This window comes from Streptomyces griseoflavus (genome assembly GCF_014649995.1).
Classification (GTDB): Bacteria; Actinomycetota; Actinomycetes; order Streptomycetales; family Streptomycetaceae; genus Streptomyces; species Streptomyces griseoflavus.
In genome coordinates, this window is the sequence record NZ_BMUC01000006.1 from 329,670 (window position 1) to 349,719 (window position 20,050).

Genomic DNA, 20,050 nt, shown 5'->3' on the forward strand with positions numbered 1-20,050 from the left:
CCATCGTGCCTCGTACCGTCAGGGACGTCGTCTTCGTCGACGGCGTCCGCACCCCGTTCGGCAAGGCGGGCCCGAAGGGCATCTACCACGAGACCCGCGCCGACGACCTCGTCGTGAAGGCGATCCGGGAGCTGCTGCGCCGCAACCCGGGTCTCGACCCGAAGAAGATCGACGAGGTCGCCGTCGCCGCGACCACGCAGATCGGCGACCAGGGCCTGACCATCGGCCGCACGGCCGGCATCCTCGCGGGCCTGCCCACCTCGGTCCCGGGCTACTCCATCGACCGCATGTGCGCCGGCGCGCTGACCGCCGTCACCACGGTCGCCGGCTCCGTCGCCTTCGGCGCCTACGACGTCGCCATCGCCGGCGGCGTCGAGCACATGGGCCGCCACCCGATGGGCGAGGGCGTCGACCCCAACCCGCGGTTCGTGTCCGAGAAGCTGGTCGCCGAGTCCGCGCTGTTCATGGGCATGACGGCCGAGAACCTGCACGACCGCTACCCGAGCATCACCAAGCAGCGCGCCGACGAGTACGCGGTGCGCTCGCAGGAGAAGGCCGCCAAGGCGTACGCCAACGGCAAGATCCAGGCCGACCTGGTGCCGGTCTCGGTGCGCCGCACCAACGAGGAGGCCGGTGAGACGGGCTGGGGCCTGGTCACCGCCGACGAGCCGATGCGTCCGGGCACCACCCTGGAGAACCTGGCGAACCTCAAGACCCCGTTCCGCGTGCACGGCCGGGTCACCGCCGGCAACGCGGCCGGTCTGAACGACGGCGCCACCGCCTCCCTCATCGCCTCCGAGGACTTCGCCCGCGAGAACAACCTCCCGGTGAAGATGCGCCTGGTCTCCTACTCCTTCGCGGGTGTGGAGCCGGAGGTCATGGGCTACGGCCCGATCCCGGCGACGGAGAAGGCCCTCGCGCAGGCGGGGCTGTCCATCTCCGACATCGGCCTGTTCGAGATCAACGAGGCCTTCGCCGTCCAGGTCCTCGCCTTCCTGGAGCACTACGGCATCGCCGACGACGACGCCCGCGTCAACCAGTACGGCGGCGCCATCGCGTTCGGCCACCCGCTCGCCTCCTCCGGCGTCCGTCTGATGACGCAGCTGGCCCGCCAGTTCGAGGAGCAGCCCGAGGTCCGTTACGGCCTCACCACCATGTGCGTCGGCTTCGGCATGGGCGCGACGGTCATCTGGGAGAACCCGCACTTCGAGGGGGACAAGTGAGCACCACCGCAGAGCTTCTGAAGGGTGCGGCCGAGCTGTTCCCCGGCGAGGTCGTCACCAGCGCGCACGTACGCCACTTCGACCTGCCGCTCGGCGCGGGCCGTTTCGCGCTGATCACCCTGGACAACGGTCACGACCACACCAAGCCGACCACGCTCGGCCCGCAGTCGCTGGCGAACATCGACGCCGCGATCGACCAGGTCGAGAAGGAGGCCGCGGACGGCGAGATCGTCGGCGTCGGTGTCACCGGCAAGCCGTTCATCTTCGCCGTCGGCGCCGACCTCAAGGGCGTCGAGCTGCTGAAGCGGCACGAGGACGCGCTGGCCATCGGCAAGGGCGGCCACGACGTCTTCAAGCGGCTGTCGAAGCTGGCCGTGCCGACCTTCGCGTACTACAACGGCGCCGCCATGGGCGGTGGCGTCGAGGTCGGTCTGCACTGCACCTACCGCACGGTGTCGGCCGCTCTCCCGGCGTTCTCGCTCCCCGAGGTCTTCCTCGGCCTCGTCCCCGGCTGGGGCGGCTGCACGCTGCTGCCGAACCTGATCGGCGCCGAGAAGGCCGTCTCGGTCATCATCGAGAACAGCCTCAACCAGAACAAGCAGCTCAAGGGCGCGCAGGTCCACGAACTCGGCATCGCGGACGCGATCTTCGAGGGCGCGGACTTCCTGGAGCAGTCGCTGATCTGGACCGCGGCCGTCCTCAAGGGCGAGATCGTCATCGAGCGCCCGGTGATCGACCGCGGCGAGGCCTGGGACCAGGCCGTCGCCCGGGGCCGCTTCATCGCCGACTCCAAGGTGCACGGCGCCGCCCCGGCCGCCTACCGCGCCCTGGACATCATCGCCGCCGCCAAGAACGGCGACCTCCAGCAGGGTTACGACGCCGAGGACCAGGCCCTCGCCGACCTCATCATGGGCGGCGAACTGCGCTCCGGCATCTACGCGTTCAACCTGGTGCAGAAGCGCGGCAAGCGTCCCGCGGGCGCCCCGGACAAGTCGCTGGCCCGCCCGGTCACCAAGGTCGGTGTCGTCGGCGCCGGTCTGATGGCCTCGCAGCTCGCGCTGCTGTTCCTGCGCCGCCTGGAGGTGCCGGTCGTGCTGACCGACATCGACCAGGAGCGCGTCGACAAGGGTGTGGGCTACGTCCACGCCGAGATCGACAAGCTGCTCGGCAAGGGCCGGATCAACCAGGACAAGGCCAACCGCCTCAAGGGGCTGGTCTCCGGTGTGCTGGACAAGGCCGAGGGCTTCGCGGACGCCGACTTCATCATCGAAGCGGTCTTCGAGGAGATGGGCGTCAAGCAGCAGGTGTTCGCCGAGGTCGAGGCGGTCGCCCCGGCGCACGCGATCCTCGCCACCAACACCTCCTCGCTGTCGGTGTCGGAGATGGCGTCGAAGCTGAAGCACCCCGAGCGGGTCGTGGGCTTCCACTTCTTCAACCCGGTCGCGATCCTGCCGCTGCTGGAGATCGTCCGCGGTGAGCAGACCGACGACGCCTCGCTGGCCACGGCGTTCGGTGTCGCCAAGAAGCTGAAGAAGACCGCGGTACTGGTCAAGGACGCCCCGGCGTTCGTCGTGAACCGCATCCTGACCCGCTTCATGGGCGAGATCCAGAACGTCATCGACGAGGGCACCCCGGTCGAGGTCGCCGAGAAGGCCGTCGAGCCGCTCGGTCTGCCGATGTCGCCGCTGGTGCTGCTGGAGCTGGTCGGTCCCGCGATCGGCCTGCACGTCTCCGAGACCCTCAACCGGGCGTTCCCGGAGCGGTTCACGGTCTCCCCGAACCTCAAGAAGGTCGTCGAGGCGGGCAAGCGCGGCTTCTACGTCTACGACAGCGGCAAGCCGGAGCTCGACCCCGAGGTCGCCGCGCTGCTCGAGCAGGGCGACACCGTCCTCACCGAGGAGCAGGTGCGGGCGCGGGTGCTGGACGCGGTGGCGCAGGAGATCGGGCTCATGCTCGACGAGGGCGTCGTCGCCGAGGCGCAGGACGTCGACCTGTGCCTGATCACGGGCGCCGGCTGGCCGTTCCACCTGGGCGGCATCACGCCGTACCTGGACCGTGAGGGCGTCTCCGAACGCGTCAACGGCAAGCGGTTCCTGGAGCCCGGCGTGGCCAGCGTTCCCGCGTAACTCCGGCCGGTCCCGACGGGGGTGGGTCGCACGGATAACGATCCGTGCGACCCACCCCCTTGTGTCACAGGCCTACCGATAGGATCTCCACACCATCTGACCACTTGTTTACATGCACGACGTTTTGTTCTGCTGAGGAGTCCCCGTGGCGTCCACCCGTCGCCAGCCGGCCCGCAGTCGGGTGTGGCCCAAGATCCGGCTGCTGCTGATCGTGGCCGTGATCGCCGCCGGCGCCACGGCGCTCTATCCGGTGTGGAAGAAGGCGAACCCGGATCCGCCGGACCTGCTCGTCCGCTACCGGACGGACACTCCGGCCACCTCACCGGTCGCCAAGCCGTCGCTGGAGGTCTTCAACAAGACCGACAAGCCGCTGCCGTTGAGCGAGGTCTCGCTCCGGTACTGGTTCACCGCCGACGAGGGCGCCCCGTACGCGTTCAACTGCGTCAACGTCACCTTCGGCTGCTCCAACCTCGCCGGGCGCGTGGTCGAGATGGACAAGCCCACCGACACCGCGGACCGCTATCTGGAGATCCGGTTCACGGAGAAGGCCGGCACGCTCGCGCCGGGCGCCAACAGCAAGGGCATCGACCTCCAGCTGTTCCGCACCGACCACAAGGAGCTGAAGCAGTCCGACGACCGCTCCTTCGACGCGGAGATGAAGAGCTACAAGGAAGCCGAGCAGGTCACCGCCTACAAGCGGGGCGTGCTCGCCTGGGGCGAGGAGCCGGACGGCACGAAGCCGGACCCGGAGAAGAAGGACACGAAGGCGGCCACCGCGCCCGACCCGCTGCCCGCCCCGCCGGAGGGCGTGCTCTTCGACACCTTCGACTACCTGGGCGCCAAGGACCCGGCCCTGTTCAAGCACGGCTGGCTGGTCCGCACCAGCAAGGGCGGCCCCGGTATCGAGAACACGTGGTCGGCGGACGGCGTCACCTTCCCCGCCGACGAGGAGGCCCTGGAGAGCGGGCAGGTGCTCCAGCTGCGGGCCAGCACCGACGGCACCGAGGCGGGCACCAAGCAGGCGAGCCTCGGCACCGCCGCGAGCAAGTTCCGCGAGGGGACGTACGCCGCGCGCCTCCACTTCACCGACAAGCCGTCCTCCGGTGAGGAGGGCGACCACGTCAACCAGACCTTCTACACCATCGGCGGCAAGGGCTCGACGTACAGCGAGCTGGACAACGAGTACCTGCCCAACGGCGGCTGGGGGCGGCCCGGCCCCAAGCTGGACACCGTGACGTGGTACGACCACGAGACGAACGACCGTCTCTACACCACCACGAACAAGAGCCTCGACAACTGGCACACCCTGATGATCCGGGTGAAGGACGGTGTGGTCGCCTACTGGCTCGACGGGAAGAAGCTCTTCGTCACCAGCGGGAAGTTCTACCCGCGCTCCGACATGTCGGTGAACTTCAACCACTGGTTCATCGACCTGCCCTTCAAGGGTGAGCGCGCCTGGGACATGAAGGTCGACTGGCTCTACTACAACGCGAACGACACCTTGTCGGCCGAGGAGGTCCAGGCCCAGGTCGAGGACTTCACCGGCAAGGGGATGAACTACTTCGACACGGTTCGGGAGTCCTAAGTGGGCAAGAGGCGGTCCAGCTCACACAGCCGCGCTGCCGCGGGTGAGAAGCCGGTGGTGAGCCGGCGCTCGGCACTGTTCCTGGGCGGCGCGGGAGGCGTCGCCATGGCCGGCGGAGGTGCCTGGCTGGGCAACGTCGTCGCGCAGCCCGCGGCGGCCCCGGCGGCCGAGGGCGCCATCGGCGGCCTCTCCACTCCCCCGCCCTACGCGCCGTCGGGCCGCCGGCCCAGGAACCGGCGGGCCACCTGGTCCCAGCAGTTCCAGGCGTCGCACGGCTGGAGCGCGGGCGGCGCGGGCACCCAGTCCGCCGAGGCGAACGACAAGACCCAGTTCGTGCGCGGCACCCAGGCCGTGCGGGTGACCACCAACGGCACCGGCAAGCAGTCCTACGTCCGCAAGTCCGGCATGGACGCCATGGACCTCAGCGGCAAGATGATCCGGCTGGTGTTCCGCGTCGACGACGTGGCGGACCTCGCCAAGATGGTGTTCTACCTGGGCAGCGGCGGGCTGAAGAACTACTTCTCCTGGACCTTCCACTCCCACTCCAGGACCGCCGCCAACTACGTGCAGTCCGGCGAGTGGGTGACGGTCCACCTGCAGTGGGCGGACGTCAGGAGCGCCGCCGGCACGTACGCGATCTCGGCCGACGGCAAGCCGTCCACCACCACGGACTTCACGGACATGTCGTTCGCCGTGTACGACAACGCGGCCGGACCGGTGACGTACCGGCTCCAGGCGGTCGAGCTCATACCGGACACCTCGGAGGCGTTCCCCAAGGGCGTCGTCTCCATCACCTTCGACGACTCCCACAAGTCGATCCACGACCTGGCCCGTCCGATCATGGACTCCTTCGGCTTCCCCGGCACGTCGTACAACATCGCCGACGCCATCGGGACCGGGAACTTCATGACGGTCGACCAGATGCGCTCGATGCAGAACTTCTCCGGCTGGGAGATGGGCGGGCACGCCTACGCGAACGCCACGCACACCGCCAGCTATCCCAAGCTGACCGCGGAGCAGGCCGACGAGGACTTCCGCAAGCTGCGCGAATGGCTGGTGTCCAACGGCTTCACCAGCGAGCACTTCGCCTATCCGCACGGGGCGTTCCAGAAGACCTCCGACGGTGTGCCCGTGGACCTGATCGCGAGCCGGCACTTCACGACGGCCCGGTCGATCATCTCCGAGACGATCGAGTCGTTCGCCCCGGCCAACCCGTACCGGCTGAAGTCGCTGACCGGCATCACCGACGGCACGGGCATCGGCGGCGCGCCCCTGGCCCGGCTGACGGACGAGGGCGGTCAGCTGGACCGGTGCAGGGAGAGCGGTGACTGGCTGATCCTCTGCCTCCACAAGATCGTCGAGGGTGCTCCGAAGACCAGCACGGAGATCGGCACGGCCGGCCTCACCACGCTGATGCGGGAACTCGCCGACCGGGACATCCCGGTGGTGACCGTCGAAGAGGCGATGGCCTACTACCAGTAGGTCCCGGGACAGGAAGGAGGGGGCGGCCCGTGCGGGCCGCCCCCTCCTTCCTGTCCGTCGCCGGCCTACCAGCCGTCGCCCCTGCCGTTCTGCTGGGGCCAGTCGGGCTCCTGGTAGCCGCCCTGGCGGCCGTCGGGGCCGCGACCGGGCTGCTGCGGCGGGTACTGCTGCTGTGGCGGGTACTGCTGTTGCGGCGGGTACTGCTGCTGCGACTGCGGATACAGCTGCTGACGGCCGCCGTACGGGTCGCCCTGGCCGCCCTGCCACTGCTGCTGCCCGTGGCCGGCCTGCGCCGGCGCGGGCTCCGGCGTTCCCCAGCTGACGGGCTGCTGGGGCACGTTCTGGTGGTGCTCCTCGTCGTAGCCGGGCAGCGGCTGCGGCTGGCTGGGCACGTAGGCGGCGCGCGGCCGGGTGCGCAGGGCCACGCCCTCCAGACGCATCAGCTGCAGCGTCTCGGTGACCTTCTTGTCGGAGTAGGGATCCTCTTCCTCCCAGATCTCCGTCATGTCGGCCTCGTGGTCGCCGCCCACGGACACCTCGACACCGGCCTGGCGGGTGCCCCAGCTGCCCTTGTGCAGGGTGAGCAGGGCGTAGAAGCGCAGCGGCGTCAGCAGGAACAGCTGGATCAGGCCGTACAGCGGGGCCAGCAGGAACATGCCGAACCGCTTGATGAAGCCCATGCCGCGGCGCGGGAAGTCGAGGTAGCGGACGTTGCGCAGGTAGCCCATGAGGACCATGAACAGCGCGTAGTCGCCGATGTGGTCGACGAACCGGGCCGGCTGCATGATCGGCAGGATGACCATCGAGTAGAACATGGCCGTGCCGAAGACCAGCCACAGGCCGAGCTCCATGCAGGTCAGCCAGAACGCCGGCCGGTACTTCTTCTGGTGCCGGAAGGCCCACAGGGACTCGCGGAAGAAGGACTTGTTCCAGCGGACCTGCTGGCGCAGGAAGTGCGGCAGCTTCTCGGGGACGGCGGTGTAGCCGACGGCGGTCTCCTGGAAGACCACCTGGCCTTCCATCAGGCAGTAGTTGGTCATGCGGCGGTCGTCGCCGAAGACGGCCGGCTTGCCCAGGAACTGCTGGTTGAGGAAGTCCGGCAGGTACTTGCGCACCAGGGTGCCGCGGTAGGCCGAGAGGGCGCCGCAGCAGCAGAGCACGGACTTGAGCCGCGAGTAGGCGGCCCGCTCGAAGAGGAAGGAGTTGCCGTAGCGCAGGTCCTGCAGGCGCGTGAAGATGTTGCTGTCGTGGTTGAGCGCGAGCACCATGCCGGTGGAGGCCATGATCTTCTCGTCGGCCATCGGCAGCAGCAGCTCACGCACCGTGTCCCGGGAGAGGACGGTGTCGGAGTCGACGCACAGGAAGATGTCGGAGTACGGCGCCGCCTCGAAGCCCAGCGCGAGCGCCTCGCGCTTGCCCTTGTTCTCGGGCTGGACGCTGACGGTGTACTTGACGCCCAGGGCCTCGAACTCGGAGCGCATCTTCTTCGCCGTGCGGATGCCGCCGGGGTCGGCGCTGCAGTCGTCGATGATGTGGATCTCGTTGGGGAGCCGGCTCTGGGCGAGCAGGGAGCGCATGCCCTGCTCGAACATGACCGGGTCCTCGTTGTAGATCGGGATGACCGCGGTGACCCAGCAGTCCTCCAGGTACTCGAGTTCCTCGCGGTTCGCCTTGGCGGGCCGGTAGAACAGGGCGCCGAACATCTTCAGGGCCAGCAGGCCCATGGCGCCGATGGAGTACAGGTGCAGCGAGTCCGAGTCGAGACGGGTCGCGATGACCGCGGCGATCGCGATGAAGAAGAGGTACGAGACCTTCAGGTGCCGGCGTTTGCGGTGCCCGCGGCCGTCGGAGTCGACGGCCCCCGGTATGAACGTGTCCTCGGTCGTCACAGCTTGACCACCCGCGGGTGGTCGGCCGTCTTGCCCCGGGTGTCGAACAGCTTGCGGGCGCGGTCGGCCAGCGCGTCGAGGTCTATCTCCCGGTGCGGCTGGAGCAGGATGGTGAGGTCCGCGGCCTCGGCGCCGGCCAGGTAGTCGTCGGCGCGCTCGACGGGAGCGCCGTCGACCGTCCAGTCGTCGACCTTGGGGTCGAAGTAGACGAGTTCCGCGCCGCGGGCGAGCAGGTTCTCGGCGACCGCCCGGGCCGGGCTCTCCCGCTGGTCGGAGATGTCCGGCTTGTAGGTGACACCGAGCAGCAGCACGCGGGAGCCGCGGACGGCCTTGCCCTCGTCGTTGAGCAGATCGGCGGCCCGGTTGACCACGTGCACGGGCATGCGCTGGTTGATCTCCTGCGCCAGCTCCACGAACCGGAACGGGATGCCCAGCGAACGCACCTTGTAGGAGAGGTAGTTCGGGTCGATCGGGATGCAGTGTCCGCCGACGCCGGGGCCGGGGTGGAAGGGCGCGAAGCCGAACGGCTTGGTGGAGGCGCAGCGGATCGCGTCCCACAGGTCGACGCCGATCTCGCGGCAGAACATCGACATCTCGTTGACGAGGGCGATGTTGACGTGCCGGTAGGTGTTCTCCAGCAGCTTGGCCATCTCGGCCTCGCGGGTGCCCTTGGCCTCGACCACGCGGGACACGAAGCGCTCGTAGAGGGCGCGCGCGGCCTTGGTGCAGTCGGCGGTGACGCCACCGACGACCTTGGGGGTGTTCTCCAGGCCGTAGTCGGGGTTGCCCGGGTCGATCCGCTCGGGCGAGAAGGCCAGGTGGAAGTCCTTGCCGACGGTCAGACCGCCGGCCTCCAGGCGGGGGCGCACGATCTCGTCGGTGGTGCCGGGGTACGTCGTGGACTCCAGCACCACCAGGGTGCCGGGGCGCAGGTGGGCGGCGATGTCCGCCACCGCGGCGTGCACGGCGCCCAGGTCCGGGGCGCCGTACTCGGTGAGCGGGGTCGGCACGCAGATGACGACGGCGGCGGCGCCGGCGATGACCTCGGGGCGGTCGGAGGCGGTGAAGCCCTGGCCGAGCATCGCGCCGACCTCGGCGTCGGAGATGTCGTCGACGTGCGAACGGCCGTTGTTCAGCCCCTCGACGACGGCGCCGCTGCGGTCGAGACCCACCACCTTCAGTCCGGCGGCGGAGGCGGAGCGGGCCAGCGGCAGCCCCACGTATCCAAGTCCGACAACGACAAGATCCGTCGTGGTGGATCTGCTCACGACACCATTCCCCAACCCCGTTGCACGGCCTCGGGCAGGCCGGACGCGGGCAGCACAAGCCGCCCGAGTAAATCGAACAAGTGCGAGGAGGCTAACAGAACCTTCACCTATTCACCCTGTCCACAACAAGTGCGGCTTGTCACGTACACATCGCTACAACCCTTGGCGCGGTGTGCGTGTCTCCTGTCACCGCAACGGAGTTCGCCCGTGCCGGAACTCCGGGCGACCAGCCGATTCACGTGAACCGGAGCGACATGAGTCACATCAGCACCCCCTCGGACGCACCCCGGCCCGGCGGCCGCCGGCGGGCCCGCGGCCGCACCCGCGGCAGGACCGTCCGCCGGGTCGTCCTGCCGGTGCTGCTGGTGCTCGTCCTCGCGGCCGGCGGAACCGCGTGGTGGCTCTACCAGGGGCTGGACAGCAACCTCAAGGACAGCGCGGTCGACCTGGAGCAGGCACTCGGCGACGAGAGGAACCGTCCGCGGCGCGAGGCCGCCGCCGGTGACGCGCTGAACCTGCTGCTGCTCGGCTCGGACTCCCGGGCGGGCGCGAACGCGGCGCTCGACGGCGGCCGGCCCGGCGGGGCACGCTCCGACACCGCGCTGCTGGTGCACATCGCCGGGGGCCGCACCGAGGCGGTGGCGGTGAGCATCCCGCGCGACACCCTGGTCACCCGGCCCGAGTGCACGGCGCCCGACGGCACGGTGCTGCCGTCCGCCCGGCGGGTGATGTTCAATTCCGTCTACGCGCAGGCGGGATCGGCGTGCACCGTGAAGACGGTGGAACAGATGAGTGACGTACGGGTGGACCATCTCGTGGAGGTGGACTTCGCCGGGTTCAAGGGAATCGTCGACGCGATCGGCGGAGTGACCGTACGCCTGGACGAGCCGATCACCTCCGGACTGCGGCTGGACGCCGGGGAACACCGGCTGAACGGCGACGAGGCGCTGAAGTTCGTCCGCACCCGGCACGGTTACCGCGACGGCAGCGACCTGGGCCGGATCGAACTCCAGCAGAAGTTCCTGGGCGCACTGCTCGCCGAAATCAAACGGCAGGACCTGCTGGGGAGTCCGGCGAAGCTGTACCGGATCGCCGACCGGCTGACCGAGTCGCTGACCACCGACTCCGAACTGGCCTCACTGACCGCGCTGGCGGAGTTCGGGCGGAGCCTGGAGGGCATCGACCCGGCGGCGATGGACACGGTCATGCTGCCGGTGGCGTACGACAAGGCGGACCCCAACCGGGTGGTGGCGGTGGAGCCGTCGGCGTCCCTGCTGTGGGAGGCGATCCGGACCGACGCCGAGATCCCGGAGCCGGTGCGGAAGTCCCCCGCGCGCGGCTGAGGCCGCGGAGGGCTCACACCTCCCGCCAGGCCCTCAGGGCGAGGCCCGGCTCGTCCTTGCGGCGGGTGAGCAGCAGGGTGCCGGTGGACGGGTCGAGGGAGGCGGCCACGAGTTCGCCGTGCTCGTCGAGGGCCACGGACACCGAGGCGCCCGCGCCGAGTTGGGGGCCGGACTCGGTCCACCAGGCCCCGGCGGGCTCCTGCTCGGTGGGGTAGGCGGCGAAGGCGACGCGGCCGCTCGCCGAGCGCTGGGCGAGCACGGTGCAGTCGTGGCCCTCTATCGCGCAGCGCACGGCGGACACCGGTCCGGGACCGGCCGCGGTGAGGAGGGGCACCGGTGCGCTGCCGGCGCGCCAGGCGCACAACTCCCCGTGCCGGTCGGTGAAGAAGAGCGTGGTGTGCTCGTCGGAGGTGGCCAGGGCGCGCAGGGTGCCGGGCCGTGCCCGCACGTCGAGGCCCTCCGCCGGTCCGGGCGGCGTGCCGGGCTCCTCCTGACGCCAGCGCAGGATGCCGTCCGGGCCGGCCGCGTACAGCTCCACCCGGCCCGACTGCCCGGTGACGGCGGCGAGTTGTTCGTGGACGTCCTCGCCGCCGAGGTGCGTCCACGGGTTCCAGCCGCCCTTCTCCTTCTGCGCGGCCATGCCGACCCCGCCGCCGGCGGCGCGGACGAAGACATGGGCGCGGCCCGCCGCGTCGACGGCGACGGCCGGTGTGCCGGTGCGGTCGCCCTTCTTGTCGGGGTGTCCGAGCGGGTTCCAGTCGAGGGGGGCGAGCCGGGGGCGGAAGTGGGTGGAGTGCACCAGGCCGGACTCGCCGTTCACCGTGGGCCGCCAGGCGACCAGGTGGGCGTAGCCGTCGGCGCCCTGGCCCACGGCCGGTCCCGGGCGCAGCCGCTGGTCGCCGCCGATCCTGCGGGGCGTCTCCCAGGGGCCGCCGGGGGCGAGTTCCGCGCGGCACAGGACGGCGTCGTCCGACGGCAGGTAGACGGTCAGGCGGCCGTCGCGGCCGCGGAGGAGCCAGTCGCCGTTCACCGCTTCACCTTATGCACAGCGTTTCCCGGCGCGCGGGCGGGGCGGCTTCGCGTGGGACGCTGGCCTCATGAACGACACCACCGCCCTGCTCGTGATCGTCGACGCCGCGAACGTCGTCGGGTCGGTGCCCGACGGGTGGTGGCGGGACCGCCGGGGCGCGGCGGAGCGCCTGCGGGACCGGCTGGCCGCGGACGGCCTGCCGGACCGTCCGGGGCCGGTGGAGCTCGTCCTGGTCGTCGAGGGTGCGGCGCGCGGGGTGGAGCCGGTTCCGGGGGTCCGGGTGGAGTCCGCCCCGGGCAGCGGCGACGACCACATGGTCGCACTGGTGGCCGGGGCGGGCGACCGCCCGGTCCTGGTCGTCACGGCCGACCGCGAACTGCGCCGCAGGGTGACCTCCCTGGGCGCGGAGGTCACCGGCCCGCGGTCCGTGCCCCGCTGACCCCGCCCGGCGGTCAGCCGACGCACCGGACGCGCCGCGCCCCGCCGGGTTCTCCGCCGTCCCCGACGGCGACGCCCTGACGGCGGAGCACCCGGGCGCCCGGGTGCTCCGAACCCGCGGCGGCACAGGCGGGCGGGCTTCACCGGCGTACCGGGGCGACACCGCCGACGCCTGCCCCTCCGTCCCCCGGGCGGCCGGGCACGGGGGCGGCGCCCCGGTGGGCGCGGAGTCGGCGTCGCACGAGGGCCGCGCTTCGGCGCTCGCGGCCCCCGGCTCAGGCCGCCCGCGCCGGTGAGGCGGGTCGGCCGGCGGCGCCGTCCCGGTGTGACCGCGCCCCGGTGCGTGTCGGTCACGGCCGGGGCGCCGGGGTCAGCGGGAGTCCGGGCCGGAGCGTCCGACCGGCGCGCCCGGTTCCGCCTCGCCGCGGGCCAGACGGCTGTGGTTGCGGCTGTAAAGGAAGTAGACGACTACGCCGATCGCCATCCAGACCCCGAAGCGGAGCCACGTCTCGGCGGGCAGGTTCAGCATCAGCCACAGGGAGGCGGCGACCGACACGATCGGCAGCACGGGCACCCAGGGGGTGCGGAACGCCCGCGGCAGGTCGGGCCGGGTCCTGCGGAGGATGATCACGCTGATCGCGACGATGACGAAGGCGAACAGGGTGCCGATGTTCACCAGCGCGGCGAGTTCGTTCAGCGGGGTGAAGCCGGCGAGGATCGCGATGGCGACACCGAGCAGGATGGTCGGCCGGTGCGGGGTCCTGAACCGGGGGTGGACGCGGGAGAAGAACCTCGGCAGCAGTCCGTCGCGGCTCATCGCGAAGAAGACCCGGGTCTGGCCGAGCAGCAGGATCATGCAGACGGTCGTCAGGCCGACAGCGGCCCCGAAGCTGATGAAACCCGCGTACCACGGATGCCCGGTGGCCTTGAAGGCGTCCGCCAGCGGGGCGTCCACGGACAGTTCGGTGTAGTGCTGCATTCCGGTGACGACGAGCGACACCAGCACGTACAGCACGGTGCAGATGAACAGGGAGCCGAGGATGCCGCGGGGCATGTCGCGCTGCGGGTTCTTGGTCTCCTCGGCGGCCGTGGCGACGATGTCGAAGCCGATGAAGGCGAAGAACACCACCGAGGCCGCGGTGAAGATACCCATCACGCCGAAGTTGGCCGGGGCCCAGCCGAACATGAGCTGGATGAGCGGGGAAGCGAGACTGTCCCCCGCGGGCACGGGCTCCGACTTGGGGATGAAGGGGTCGTAGTTGTCCGCGGTGATGAAGAAGGCCCCCGCGATGATCACCACGAGGACCACGGTCACCTTGATGGCCACGACCACCGAGGTGACCCGGGCGGACAGCTTCATGCCGAGGACGAGGACGCCGGTGAGCACCAGCACCAGCACGGCGGCGAGGATGTCGAACCCGAAGACGTCGGAGCCCTCGCGGCTGCCCAGGACCGCGGGCATCTGCCAGCCGGCGTTGTCCATGAGCGACTGGATGTAACCCGACCAGCCGACGGCCACCACCGCCGTGCCCAGCGCGAATTCCAGGACCAGGTCCCAGCCGATGATCCAGGCGGGCAGTTCACCCAGGGAGGCGTACGAGAACGTGTAGGCGGAGCCCGCCACCGGGACGGTGGAGGCGAACTCGGCGTAGCAGAGCGCGGCGAGCGCGCAGACGACGCCGGCCACCACGAAGGCCAGGGCGGTGGCCGGTCCGGCGTTGTCCTTGGCGACCGTGCCGGTGAGGACGAAGATGCCGGTGCCGATGATGACACCGACGCCGAAGACGGTCAGATCCAGGGCGGACAGGGACTTCTTGAGCGAATGCTCGGGTTCCTCCGTGTCACGGATCGACTGTTCGACCTTCTTCGTCCGGAAGAGGGGGCTTGTCACGGGTACCTCCCACGCTTGTCGTCCTCGACATGATCGAGAGGGGGCGTAGGTCGTATGCCCCGGCGCGGGCGCTCTCACGCGAACGGGCCGCGCGCGCCACTCTTCACAGTGGCACGGGCGGCCCATCCGGGCGATGCGGAGGCGACGTCAGTCGCGGGCGGGTTCCACCGAGTCGACGGCGTCCGCGGAGGAGTGCTCGTACTTCCCGTCGAGCTTGGCCACCAGGCCGGTCACCTGACGGGCGATGTCGGGAGCGGTCAGGCCGATCTCGGTCAGGACCTCGGCGCGCGAGGCGTGGTCGAGGAAGCGCGGCGGGATGCCGAAGTCGCGCAGCGGCACGTCCACACCGGCGTCGCGCAGCGCCTGGGCGATGGTCGAGCCGACACCGCCGACGCGGGAGTTGTCCTCCACGGTGACGACGACGCGGTGCTTCTCGGCGAGCGGGGCCATCGCCTCGTCGACGGGCTTGACCCAGCGCGGGTCGACGACGGTGGTGGAGATGCCCTGCCGGTCGAGCAGGGCGGCGATCTCCAGGCACATCGGCGCGAGCGCTCCCACCGAGACCAGCAGCACGTCGGGGGTGTCCGTGCCGGGCTCGCGCAGGACGTCCATGCCGCCGACGCGGCCCACGGCGGGCACGGCCGGCCCGACGGCGCCCTTGGAGAAGCGCACCACGGTGGGGGCGTCCTCGACGACGGTGGCCTCGCGCAGCTGGGCGCGGACCTGGTCGGCGTCGCGCGGCGCGGCGAGCCGCAGGCCGGGGACGACCTGGAGGATGGACATGTCCCACATGCCGTTGTGGGAGGCGCCGTCGGTGCCGGTGACGCCGGCCCGGTCGAGGACGAACGTCACGCCGCACTTGTGCAGGGCCACGTCCATCAGCACCTGGTCGAAGGCGCGGTTGAGGAAGGTGGCGTACACGGCGAAGACGGGGTGCACCCCGGCGTGGGCGAGGCCGGCCGCGGAGACGGCGCCGTGCTGCTCGGCGATGCCGACGTCGTAGACCCGGTCGGGGAAGCGCTTGGCGAACTTGTCGAGGCCGACCGGCTGGAGCATGGCGGCGGTGATGGCGACGATGTCCTCGCGCTCCTCGCCGAGTTTCACCATCTCCTCGCCGAAGACGCTCGTCCAGTCGGCGCCGGAGCTGGCGATCGGCAGGCCCGTGTCGGGGTGGATCTTGCCGACGGCGTGGAAGCGGTCGGCCTCGTCCTGGAGGGCGGGCTGGTAGCCGCGGCCCTTCTCGGTGAGGCAGTGCACGATGACCGGGCCGCCGAAGCGCTTGGCGCGGGTCAGGGCGGACTCCAGGGCCTCGATGTCGTGGCCGTCGATGGGGCCGACGTACTTCAGGCCCAGGTCCTCGAACATGCCCTGCGGGGCGATGAAGTCCTTCAGGCCCTTCTTCGCGCCGTGCAGCGTGTCGAAGAGGGGCTTGCCGACGACCGGGGTGCGCTCCAGGAGGTCCTTGGTGCGGGTCAGGAAGCGCTCGTAGCCGTCGGTGGTGCGCAGGGTCGCCAGGTGGTTCGCCAGGCCGCCGATGGTGGGCGAGTAGGAGCGCTCGTTGTCGTTGACAACGATGACGAGCGGGCGGTCCTTGGCGTCGGCGATGTTGTTCAGCGCCTCCCAGGCCATGCCGCCGGTGAGCGCGCCGTCGCCGATGACCGCGACGACGTGGCTGTCGCGCTTCTTGATCTGGTTGGCCTTGGCGATGCCGTCGGCCCAGCCGAGGACGGTGGAGGCGTGGCTGTTCTCGATGACGTCGTGCTCGGACTCCGCCTGCGAGGGGTAGCCGGACAGGCCGCCCTTCATCTTCAGCCTGGAGAAGTCCTGCCGGCCGGTCAGCAGCTTGTGCACGTAGGACTGGTGGCCGGTGTCCCAGAGCACCTTGTCCCTGGGCGACTCGAAGACCCGGTGCAGGGCGATGGTGAGCTCCACCACACCGAGGTTGGGGCCGAGGTGGCCGCCGGTCTTGGAGACCGCCTCGACGAGGAAGGTCCGGATCTCCCCGGCCAGCCGGTCGAGCTCCTCCGGGCCGAGCCGGTCCAGATCGCGCGGTCCCCTGATGCGGGTCAGCAGCGGCACCCGTGCCTCCTTGCAGTAGAGCTGATCGAGCTGTTGCCGGGCGGGTCGAGTCTAATCTTCCGCTCCGGTGGAACGACTCCGGGCGGTGCGTCGTGCGTCACCCGATCAGCAGTACCCGGATGCGCCCGTCCTACGACACGGCTGTTGCCCGGCACCTGAGAGGCACCGGGCAACAGCCGACGGATCCGTACCGGGCCCGCTAGGCGCGACCGGCCGTCTTCTGCGTCTTGCGGGTGACCGCGTCGATGACGACGGTCGCCAGCAGCACACCACCGGTGATCATGTACTGCACCGGCGAGGCGATGCCTTCCAGCGCGAGACCGTACGTGATCGAGATGATGACCATCACACCGAGCAGCGCGTCCCACGTGCGGCCGCGGCCACCGAAGAGCGACGTACCACCGATGACGGCCGCGGCGATGACGTTCATCAGGAACTCACCGGTGCCCGCGCCCTGGTTGGCGGAGGCGATCTTCGAAGCGACGAACAGGCCGCCGATCGCGGCGAAGGTGCCGGCGATCGCGAAGACCGAGATCCGGACCAGTTCCACGTTGATGCCGGCGCGGCGGGACGCCTCGACGCTGCCGCCGAGCGCGAAGACCTTGCGGCCGTAGGCGGTGCGGCGCAGCACGAAGTCCGTGAGGACCAGGAAGGCCAGGAAGATCACCACGGCCAGCGGCAGGCCCTTGTACTGGTTGAAGACGATCGCGACGGCGAAGGCCAGGATCGCCAGCAGCACGGTCCGCACGATGATCTCGTTCAGCGGGCGGGACGGCACCCCGGCGGCCTCGCGGCGGCGGTTGTCGAAGAACGCGAGGAGGAAGTACCCCGCGGTCGCGACGATCGCCAGGCCGTACGCGGCGGCCACGTCCGAGAAGTAGTAGCTGGTCAGCTTGACGACCAGGCCCTCGGAGTCCAGGTTGATGGTGCCGTTGCTGCCGAGGATCTGCAGCATGAAGCCCTGCCAGAACAGCAGTCCGGCCAGGGTCACGGCGAAGGCCGGGACGCCGATGCGGGCGAAGATGAAGCCGTGGATGGCGCCGGCCACCGTGCCGGTGAGGATCGCCAGCACCAGGGCCAGGACCTCGTTCATCCCGTGGGTGACGCTCATCACCGCGAAGGCGGCGCCCGCGACACCGCTGACCGAGCCGACCGACAGGTCGATCTCGCCGAGCAGCAGGACGAAGACGATGCCGACGGCGATCATGCCGGTGCCGACCATGGCGACGGACATGTCGGAGAAGTTGCCGGCGGTGAGGAAGTTGGGGTTCAGGCTGGTGAAGATGGCCCAGATGATCAGCAGGCCGACCACGACGGGGATGGAGCCGAGGTCACCGGCCTTCATCTTCCGCTTGAACTCGTTCCAGTAGCCGAGGAAGCCCTGCTCGCGGACGAGCAGCCGGGGGTCGACCACGGTGACCGCGGCGGGGGCCGCCTCGGGGTTCTCCACGGCGTGGTCCTCGGCCGGGGTGGAGGTCTTGTCCGACGTCTTGTCGGTGCTCACGTCTTCGGTGCTCACTTCTTGACCTCCCCATTGGTGCGCGCCGCACGACGGGTCACGGCGTTGTCCGTGGCGCCCGTGATGGCGGAGATGATCTCTTCCTGCGAGGTCGACTTGACCTCGAAGACGCCGTTGTTGCGCCCGAGGCGCAGAACCGCGACCTTGTCCGCCACGGCCTTCACATCGGCCATGTTGTGGCTGATGAGGATGACCGCGTGACCGCGCTCGCGCAGCCGCTCGACCAGGTCGAGGACCTGCGCGGTCTGCTCGACGCCGAGGGCGGCGGTGGGCTCGTCGAGGATCACCAGCTTCGGCTCGCCGAGCATGGACCGGGCGATGGCCACGACCTGGCGCTGACCGCCGGAGAGCGAGGCGATCGGGATCCGGACGCTGGGGATGCGGATCGAGAGCGTGTCGAGGAGCTCGCGGGAGCGGCGCTCCATCTCGACCTCGTCCAGGACGCCGCGCCTGCGGAGCTCCCGGCCCAGGTAGAGGTTGCCGACGACGTCGATGTTGTCGCACAGCGCGAGGTCCTGGTAGACCGTCGCGATGCCCAGGTTCTGGGCGTCGTGCGGCCGGTTGATCTGGACGGCCTTGCCGTCCCATTCGATGACACCCTCATCGATGGGGTGCACGCCGGCGATCGTCTTGACCAGCGTGGACTTTCCGGCACCGTTGTCGCCCACCAGGGCGACCACCTCACCGGCGTGGACCTCAAGCTCTACGTCGGTGAGCGCCTGGACGGCACCGAACCGCTTGGAGACCCCGCGCAACGCCAGCACGGGCGTAGCGGACACGTGAACCATCTCCTTCGCCGCCTGACCCGGCGGGAGGTTGTGCAGAGAATTTGGGGGGGTGTTCCGTCCGGCGCCCCGCGTAGCTTGCGGGGCTGATGTGTGCGGGGCGCCGGCGGAAGCGCGTGGCAGTCGGTCCCGGGAGGGAGTCCGGGTCACGGACTCCCCCGTGTGTCACGGGACTCGGGGACTGCTTACTTGAGGCCGATCTTGTCGCAGGCGGCCTTGTACTTGTCCGTGCAGATCTCCTGGACGGTGTAGATGCCGTCCTTGATCAGGGTGTCGTTGATGTTCTCCTGGGTCAGCGAGATGACCGGGACGAGAACGGAGGGGACGGCCTTGGTGGTGGGGCTGTCGACCTTGTCCTTGGCGACGGAGTCCAGCGACTTGCCCTGGGCGAGCAGCACGGCCAGCTCCGCGGCGACGTTCGCCTCCTGCGGGAACGGCTTGTAGACGCTCATGAACTGCTCACCGGTGACGATGCGCTGCACACCCGCGAGTTCGGCGTCCTGGCCGGTGACCGGGACGGAGATGCCGGCGGCCTTCAGGGCGGTGATGATGCCGCCCGCCATGCCGTCGTTGGCGGAGTAGACGCCGACGATCTTGTCCTTGCCGAGGGCGGAGATGGCGCCCTCCATGTTGGCGTTGGCGTTCTCCGGCTTCCACTCCTTGGTGTCGTACTCGCGGCCGATCTTCACCTTGCCGTCGAGGACGGAGTGCGCGCCCTGCTTGAAGAGGGCGGCGTTCGGGTCGGTGGAGGAACCGTTCATCATGACGATCTGGCCGTCCTTGGCCTTGTCGCCCAGCTTCTCCAGCAGGGCCTCGCCCTGGGTCTTGCCGACGGTCACGTTGTCGAACGAGGTGTAGGCGTCGATCGGGCCCTCGGCGAGCCGGTCGAAGGCGACGACCGGGATGCCGGCGTCCTTGGCCTTCTTCACCGAGCCGGCGATCGCCTTGGCGTCGACGGCGCCCAGGATCAGCACGTCCACCTTGTTGGTGATCATCGTGTCGACCTGCTGGTTCTGCAGGCTGGCGTCCTGCTTGGCGTTGGCGTAGACCACCTCGCCCTTGTTGCTCGTGAGCTCCTTGACCTTCTTCTCGATCAAGGGCTTGTCGAACTTCTCGTACCGCGCGGTCTGGTTCTCCGGCAGCAGCAGACCGACCTTGATGTCGTCGCCCTTGGCGGCGGCGGATTCGCCGGAGTCCTTCTTGTCACCGGACTCGGCGGCACTGCCACAAGCGGCGAGCGAGACGGCCATCGCACCGGCGGCAACGGCAAAGGCAACGCGACGCATACGCGTGTTCATTCAGAAACCTCCCTGACGAGGCCGCGTCGTTGCGGCCGAGGTGGCTGGAAGTCAACTCGGCCACACGTGCGACGTCAAGAAGTAAATCCTTAAC

Annotated in this window: 14 protein-coding genes; 6 read left to right on the plus strand and 8 right to left on the minus strand. The window is 69.9% G+C overall.

Going from position 1 to position 20,050, the window contains the following annotated elements; all coding sequences use genetic code 11:
• Positions 1–5: 5 nt before the first annotated feature.
• The 4 genes from IE172_RS15925 to IE172_RS15940 all read left to right on the plus strand — a co-directional run bounded on the left by IE172_RS15925 (position 6) and on the right by IE172_RS15940 (position 6,416).
• Positions 6–1,223 carry an acetyl-CoA C-acyltransferase gene (locus IE172_RS15925; protein WP_190097884.1) on the plus strand — a complete coding sequence of 406 codons (1,218 nt, stop codon included), beginning with the start codon at positions 6–8 and terminating at the stop codon, positions 1,221–1,223.
• The gene (locus tag IE172_RS15930) at positions 1,220–3,349 is read left to right on the plus strand and encodes a 3-hydroxyacyl-CoA dehydrogenase NAD-binding domain-containing protein (protein ID WP_190097885.1); all 2,130 of its coding nucleotides are present in this window, start codon (positions 1,220–1,222) and stop codon (positions 3,347–3,349) included. The genes IE172_RS15925 and IE172_RS15930 overlap by 4 nt, the downstream gene beginning before the upstream one ends.
• Positions 3,350–3,494: 145 nt before the next feature.
• Positions 3,495–4,934: a cellulose binding domain-containing protein gene (locus IE172_RS15935; protein WP_190097886.1), complete on the plus strand. Its 1,440-nt coding sequence runs from the start codon at positions 3,495–3,497 to the stop codon at positions 4,932–4,934.
• A 57-nt stretch (positions 4,935–4,991) separates the two neighbouring features.
• Complete coding sequence (locus IE172_RS15940; RefSeq protein ID WP_229886099.1) at positions 4,992–6,416, plus strand: polysaccharide deacetylase family protein; 1,425 nt, start codon at positions 4,992–4,994, stop codon at positions 6,414–6,416.
• A 65-nt stretch (positions 6,417–6,481) separates the two neighbouring features.
• On the opposite strand, the gene IE172_RS15945 is transcribed toward IE172_RS15940, so the two are convergent.
• Both IE172_RS15945 and IE172_RS15950 read right to left on the minus strand, forming a co-directional pair.
• Positions 6,482–8,305: a glycosyltransferase gene (locus tag IE172_RS15945; protein ID WP_190097888.1), complete on the minus strand. Its 1,824-nt coding sequence runs from the start codon at positions 8,303–8,305 to the stop codon at positions 6,482–6,484.
• Positions 8,302–9,573, minus strand: a complete 1,272-nt coding sequence (locus tag IE172_RS15950) for a nucleotide sugar dehydrogenase (protein ID WP_190097889.1) — start codon at positions 9,571–9,573, stop codon at positions 8,302–8,304. Before IE172_RS15950 ends, IE172_RS15945 begins: the two co-directional genes overlap by 4 nt.
• A 254-nt stretch (positions 9,574–9,827) precedes the next feature.
• Between IE172_RS15950 and IE172_RS15955 the strand changes: the two genes are divergently transcribed.
• Positions 9,828–10,916, plus strand: a complete 1,089-nt coding sequence (locus IE172_RS15955; protein WP_190097890.1) for an LCP family protein — start codon at positions 9,828–9,830, stop codon at positions 10,914–10,916.
• Positions 10,917–10,929: 13 nt separating this feature from the next.
• Here IE172_RS15955 and IE172_RS15960 read toward each other — a convergent pair whose 3' ends face one another.
• The gene (locus IE172_RS15960) at positions 10,930–11,946 is read right to left on the minus strand and encodes a DUF8189 domain-containing protein (protein WP_190097891.1); all 1,017 of its coding nucleotides are present in this window, start codon (positions 11,944–11,946) and stop codon (positions 10,930–10,932) included.
• 67 nt (positions 11,947–12,013) lie between these two features.
• On the opposite strand from IE172_RS15960, the gene IE172_RS15965 reads away from it, so the two are divergent.
• Positions 12,014–12,385, plus strand: a complete 372-nt coding sequence (locus IE172_RS15965) for a PIN domain-containing protein (protein ID WP_190097892.1) — start codon at positions 12,014–12,016, stop codon at positions 12,383–12,385.
• 369 nt (positions 12,386–12,754) lie between these two features.
• On the opposite strand, the gene IE172_RS15970 is transcribed toward IE172_RS15965, so the two are convergent.
• The 5 genes from IE172_RS15970 to IE172_RS15990 form a co-directional block, all read right to left on the minus strand.
• Positions 12,755–14,275 carry an amino acid permease gene (locus IE172_RS15970; protein ID WP_229886101.1) on the minus strand — a complete coding sequence of 507 codons (1,521 nt, stop codon included), beginning with the start codon at positions 14,273–14,275 and terminating at the stop codon, positions 12,755–12,757.
• Positions 14,276–14,422: 147 nt separating this feature from the next.
• Positions 14,423–16,354: a 1-deoxy-D-xylulose-5-phosphate synthase gene (gene dxs, locus IE172_RS15975; protein ID WP_190097893.1), complete on the minus strand. Its 1,932-nt coding sequence runs from the start codon at positions 16,352–16,354 to the stop codon at positions 14,423–14,425.
• A 199-nt stretch (positions 16,355–16,553) separates the two neighbouring features.
• Positions 16,554–17,858, minus strand: coding sequence for a sugar ABC transporter permease (locus tag IE172_RS15980; protein ID WP_190097927.1), 1,305 nt, complete (start codon positions 17,856–17,858; stop codon positions 16,554–16,556).
• An 11-nt stretch (positions 17,859–17,869) separates the two neighbouring features.
• Positions 17,870–18,661 (minus strand): ATP-binding cassette domain-containing protein, encoded by a 792-nt coding sequence (locus tag IE172_RS15985; protein ID WP_190097894.1) that lies wholly within the window; start codon positions 18,659–18,661, stop codon positions 17,870–17,872.
• A 182-nt stretch (positions 18,662–18,843) separates the two neighbouring features.
• Positions 18,844–19,956 (minus strand): ABC transporter substrate-binding protein, encoded by a 1,113-nt coding sequence (locus IE172_RS15990; RefSeq protein WP_229886102.1) that lies wholly within the window; start codon positions 19,954–19,956, stop codon positions 18,844–18,846.
• Positions 19,957–20,050 lie beyond the last annotated feature (94 nt).

Coding starts and splice junctions, on each gene's coding strand:
- IE172_RS15955 (WP_190097890.1), top strand. CDS start 9,828: ATGAGTCACATCAGCACCCCCTCGGACGCACCCCGGCCCGGCGGCCGC.
- IE172_RS15965 (WP_190097892.1), top strand. CDS start 12,014: ATGAACGACACCACCGCCCTGCTCGTGATCGTCGACGCCGCGAACGTC.
- IE172_RS15985 (WP_190097894.1), bottom strand. CDS start 18,661: ATGGTTCACGTGTCCGCTACGCCCGTGCTGGCGTTGCGCGGGGTCTCC.
- IE172_RS15990 (WP_229886102.1), bottom strand. CDS start 19,956: ATGAACACGCGTATGCGTCGCGTTGCCTTTGCCGTTGCCGCCGGTGCG.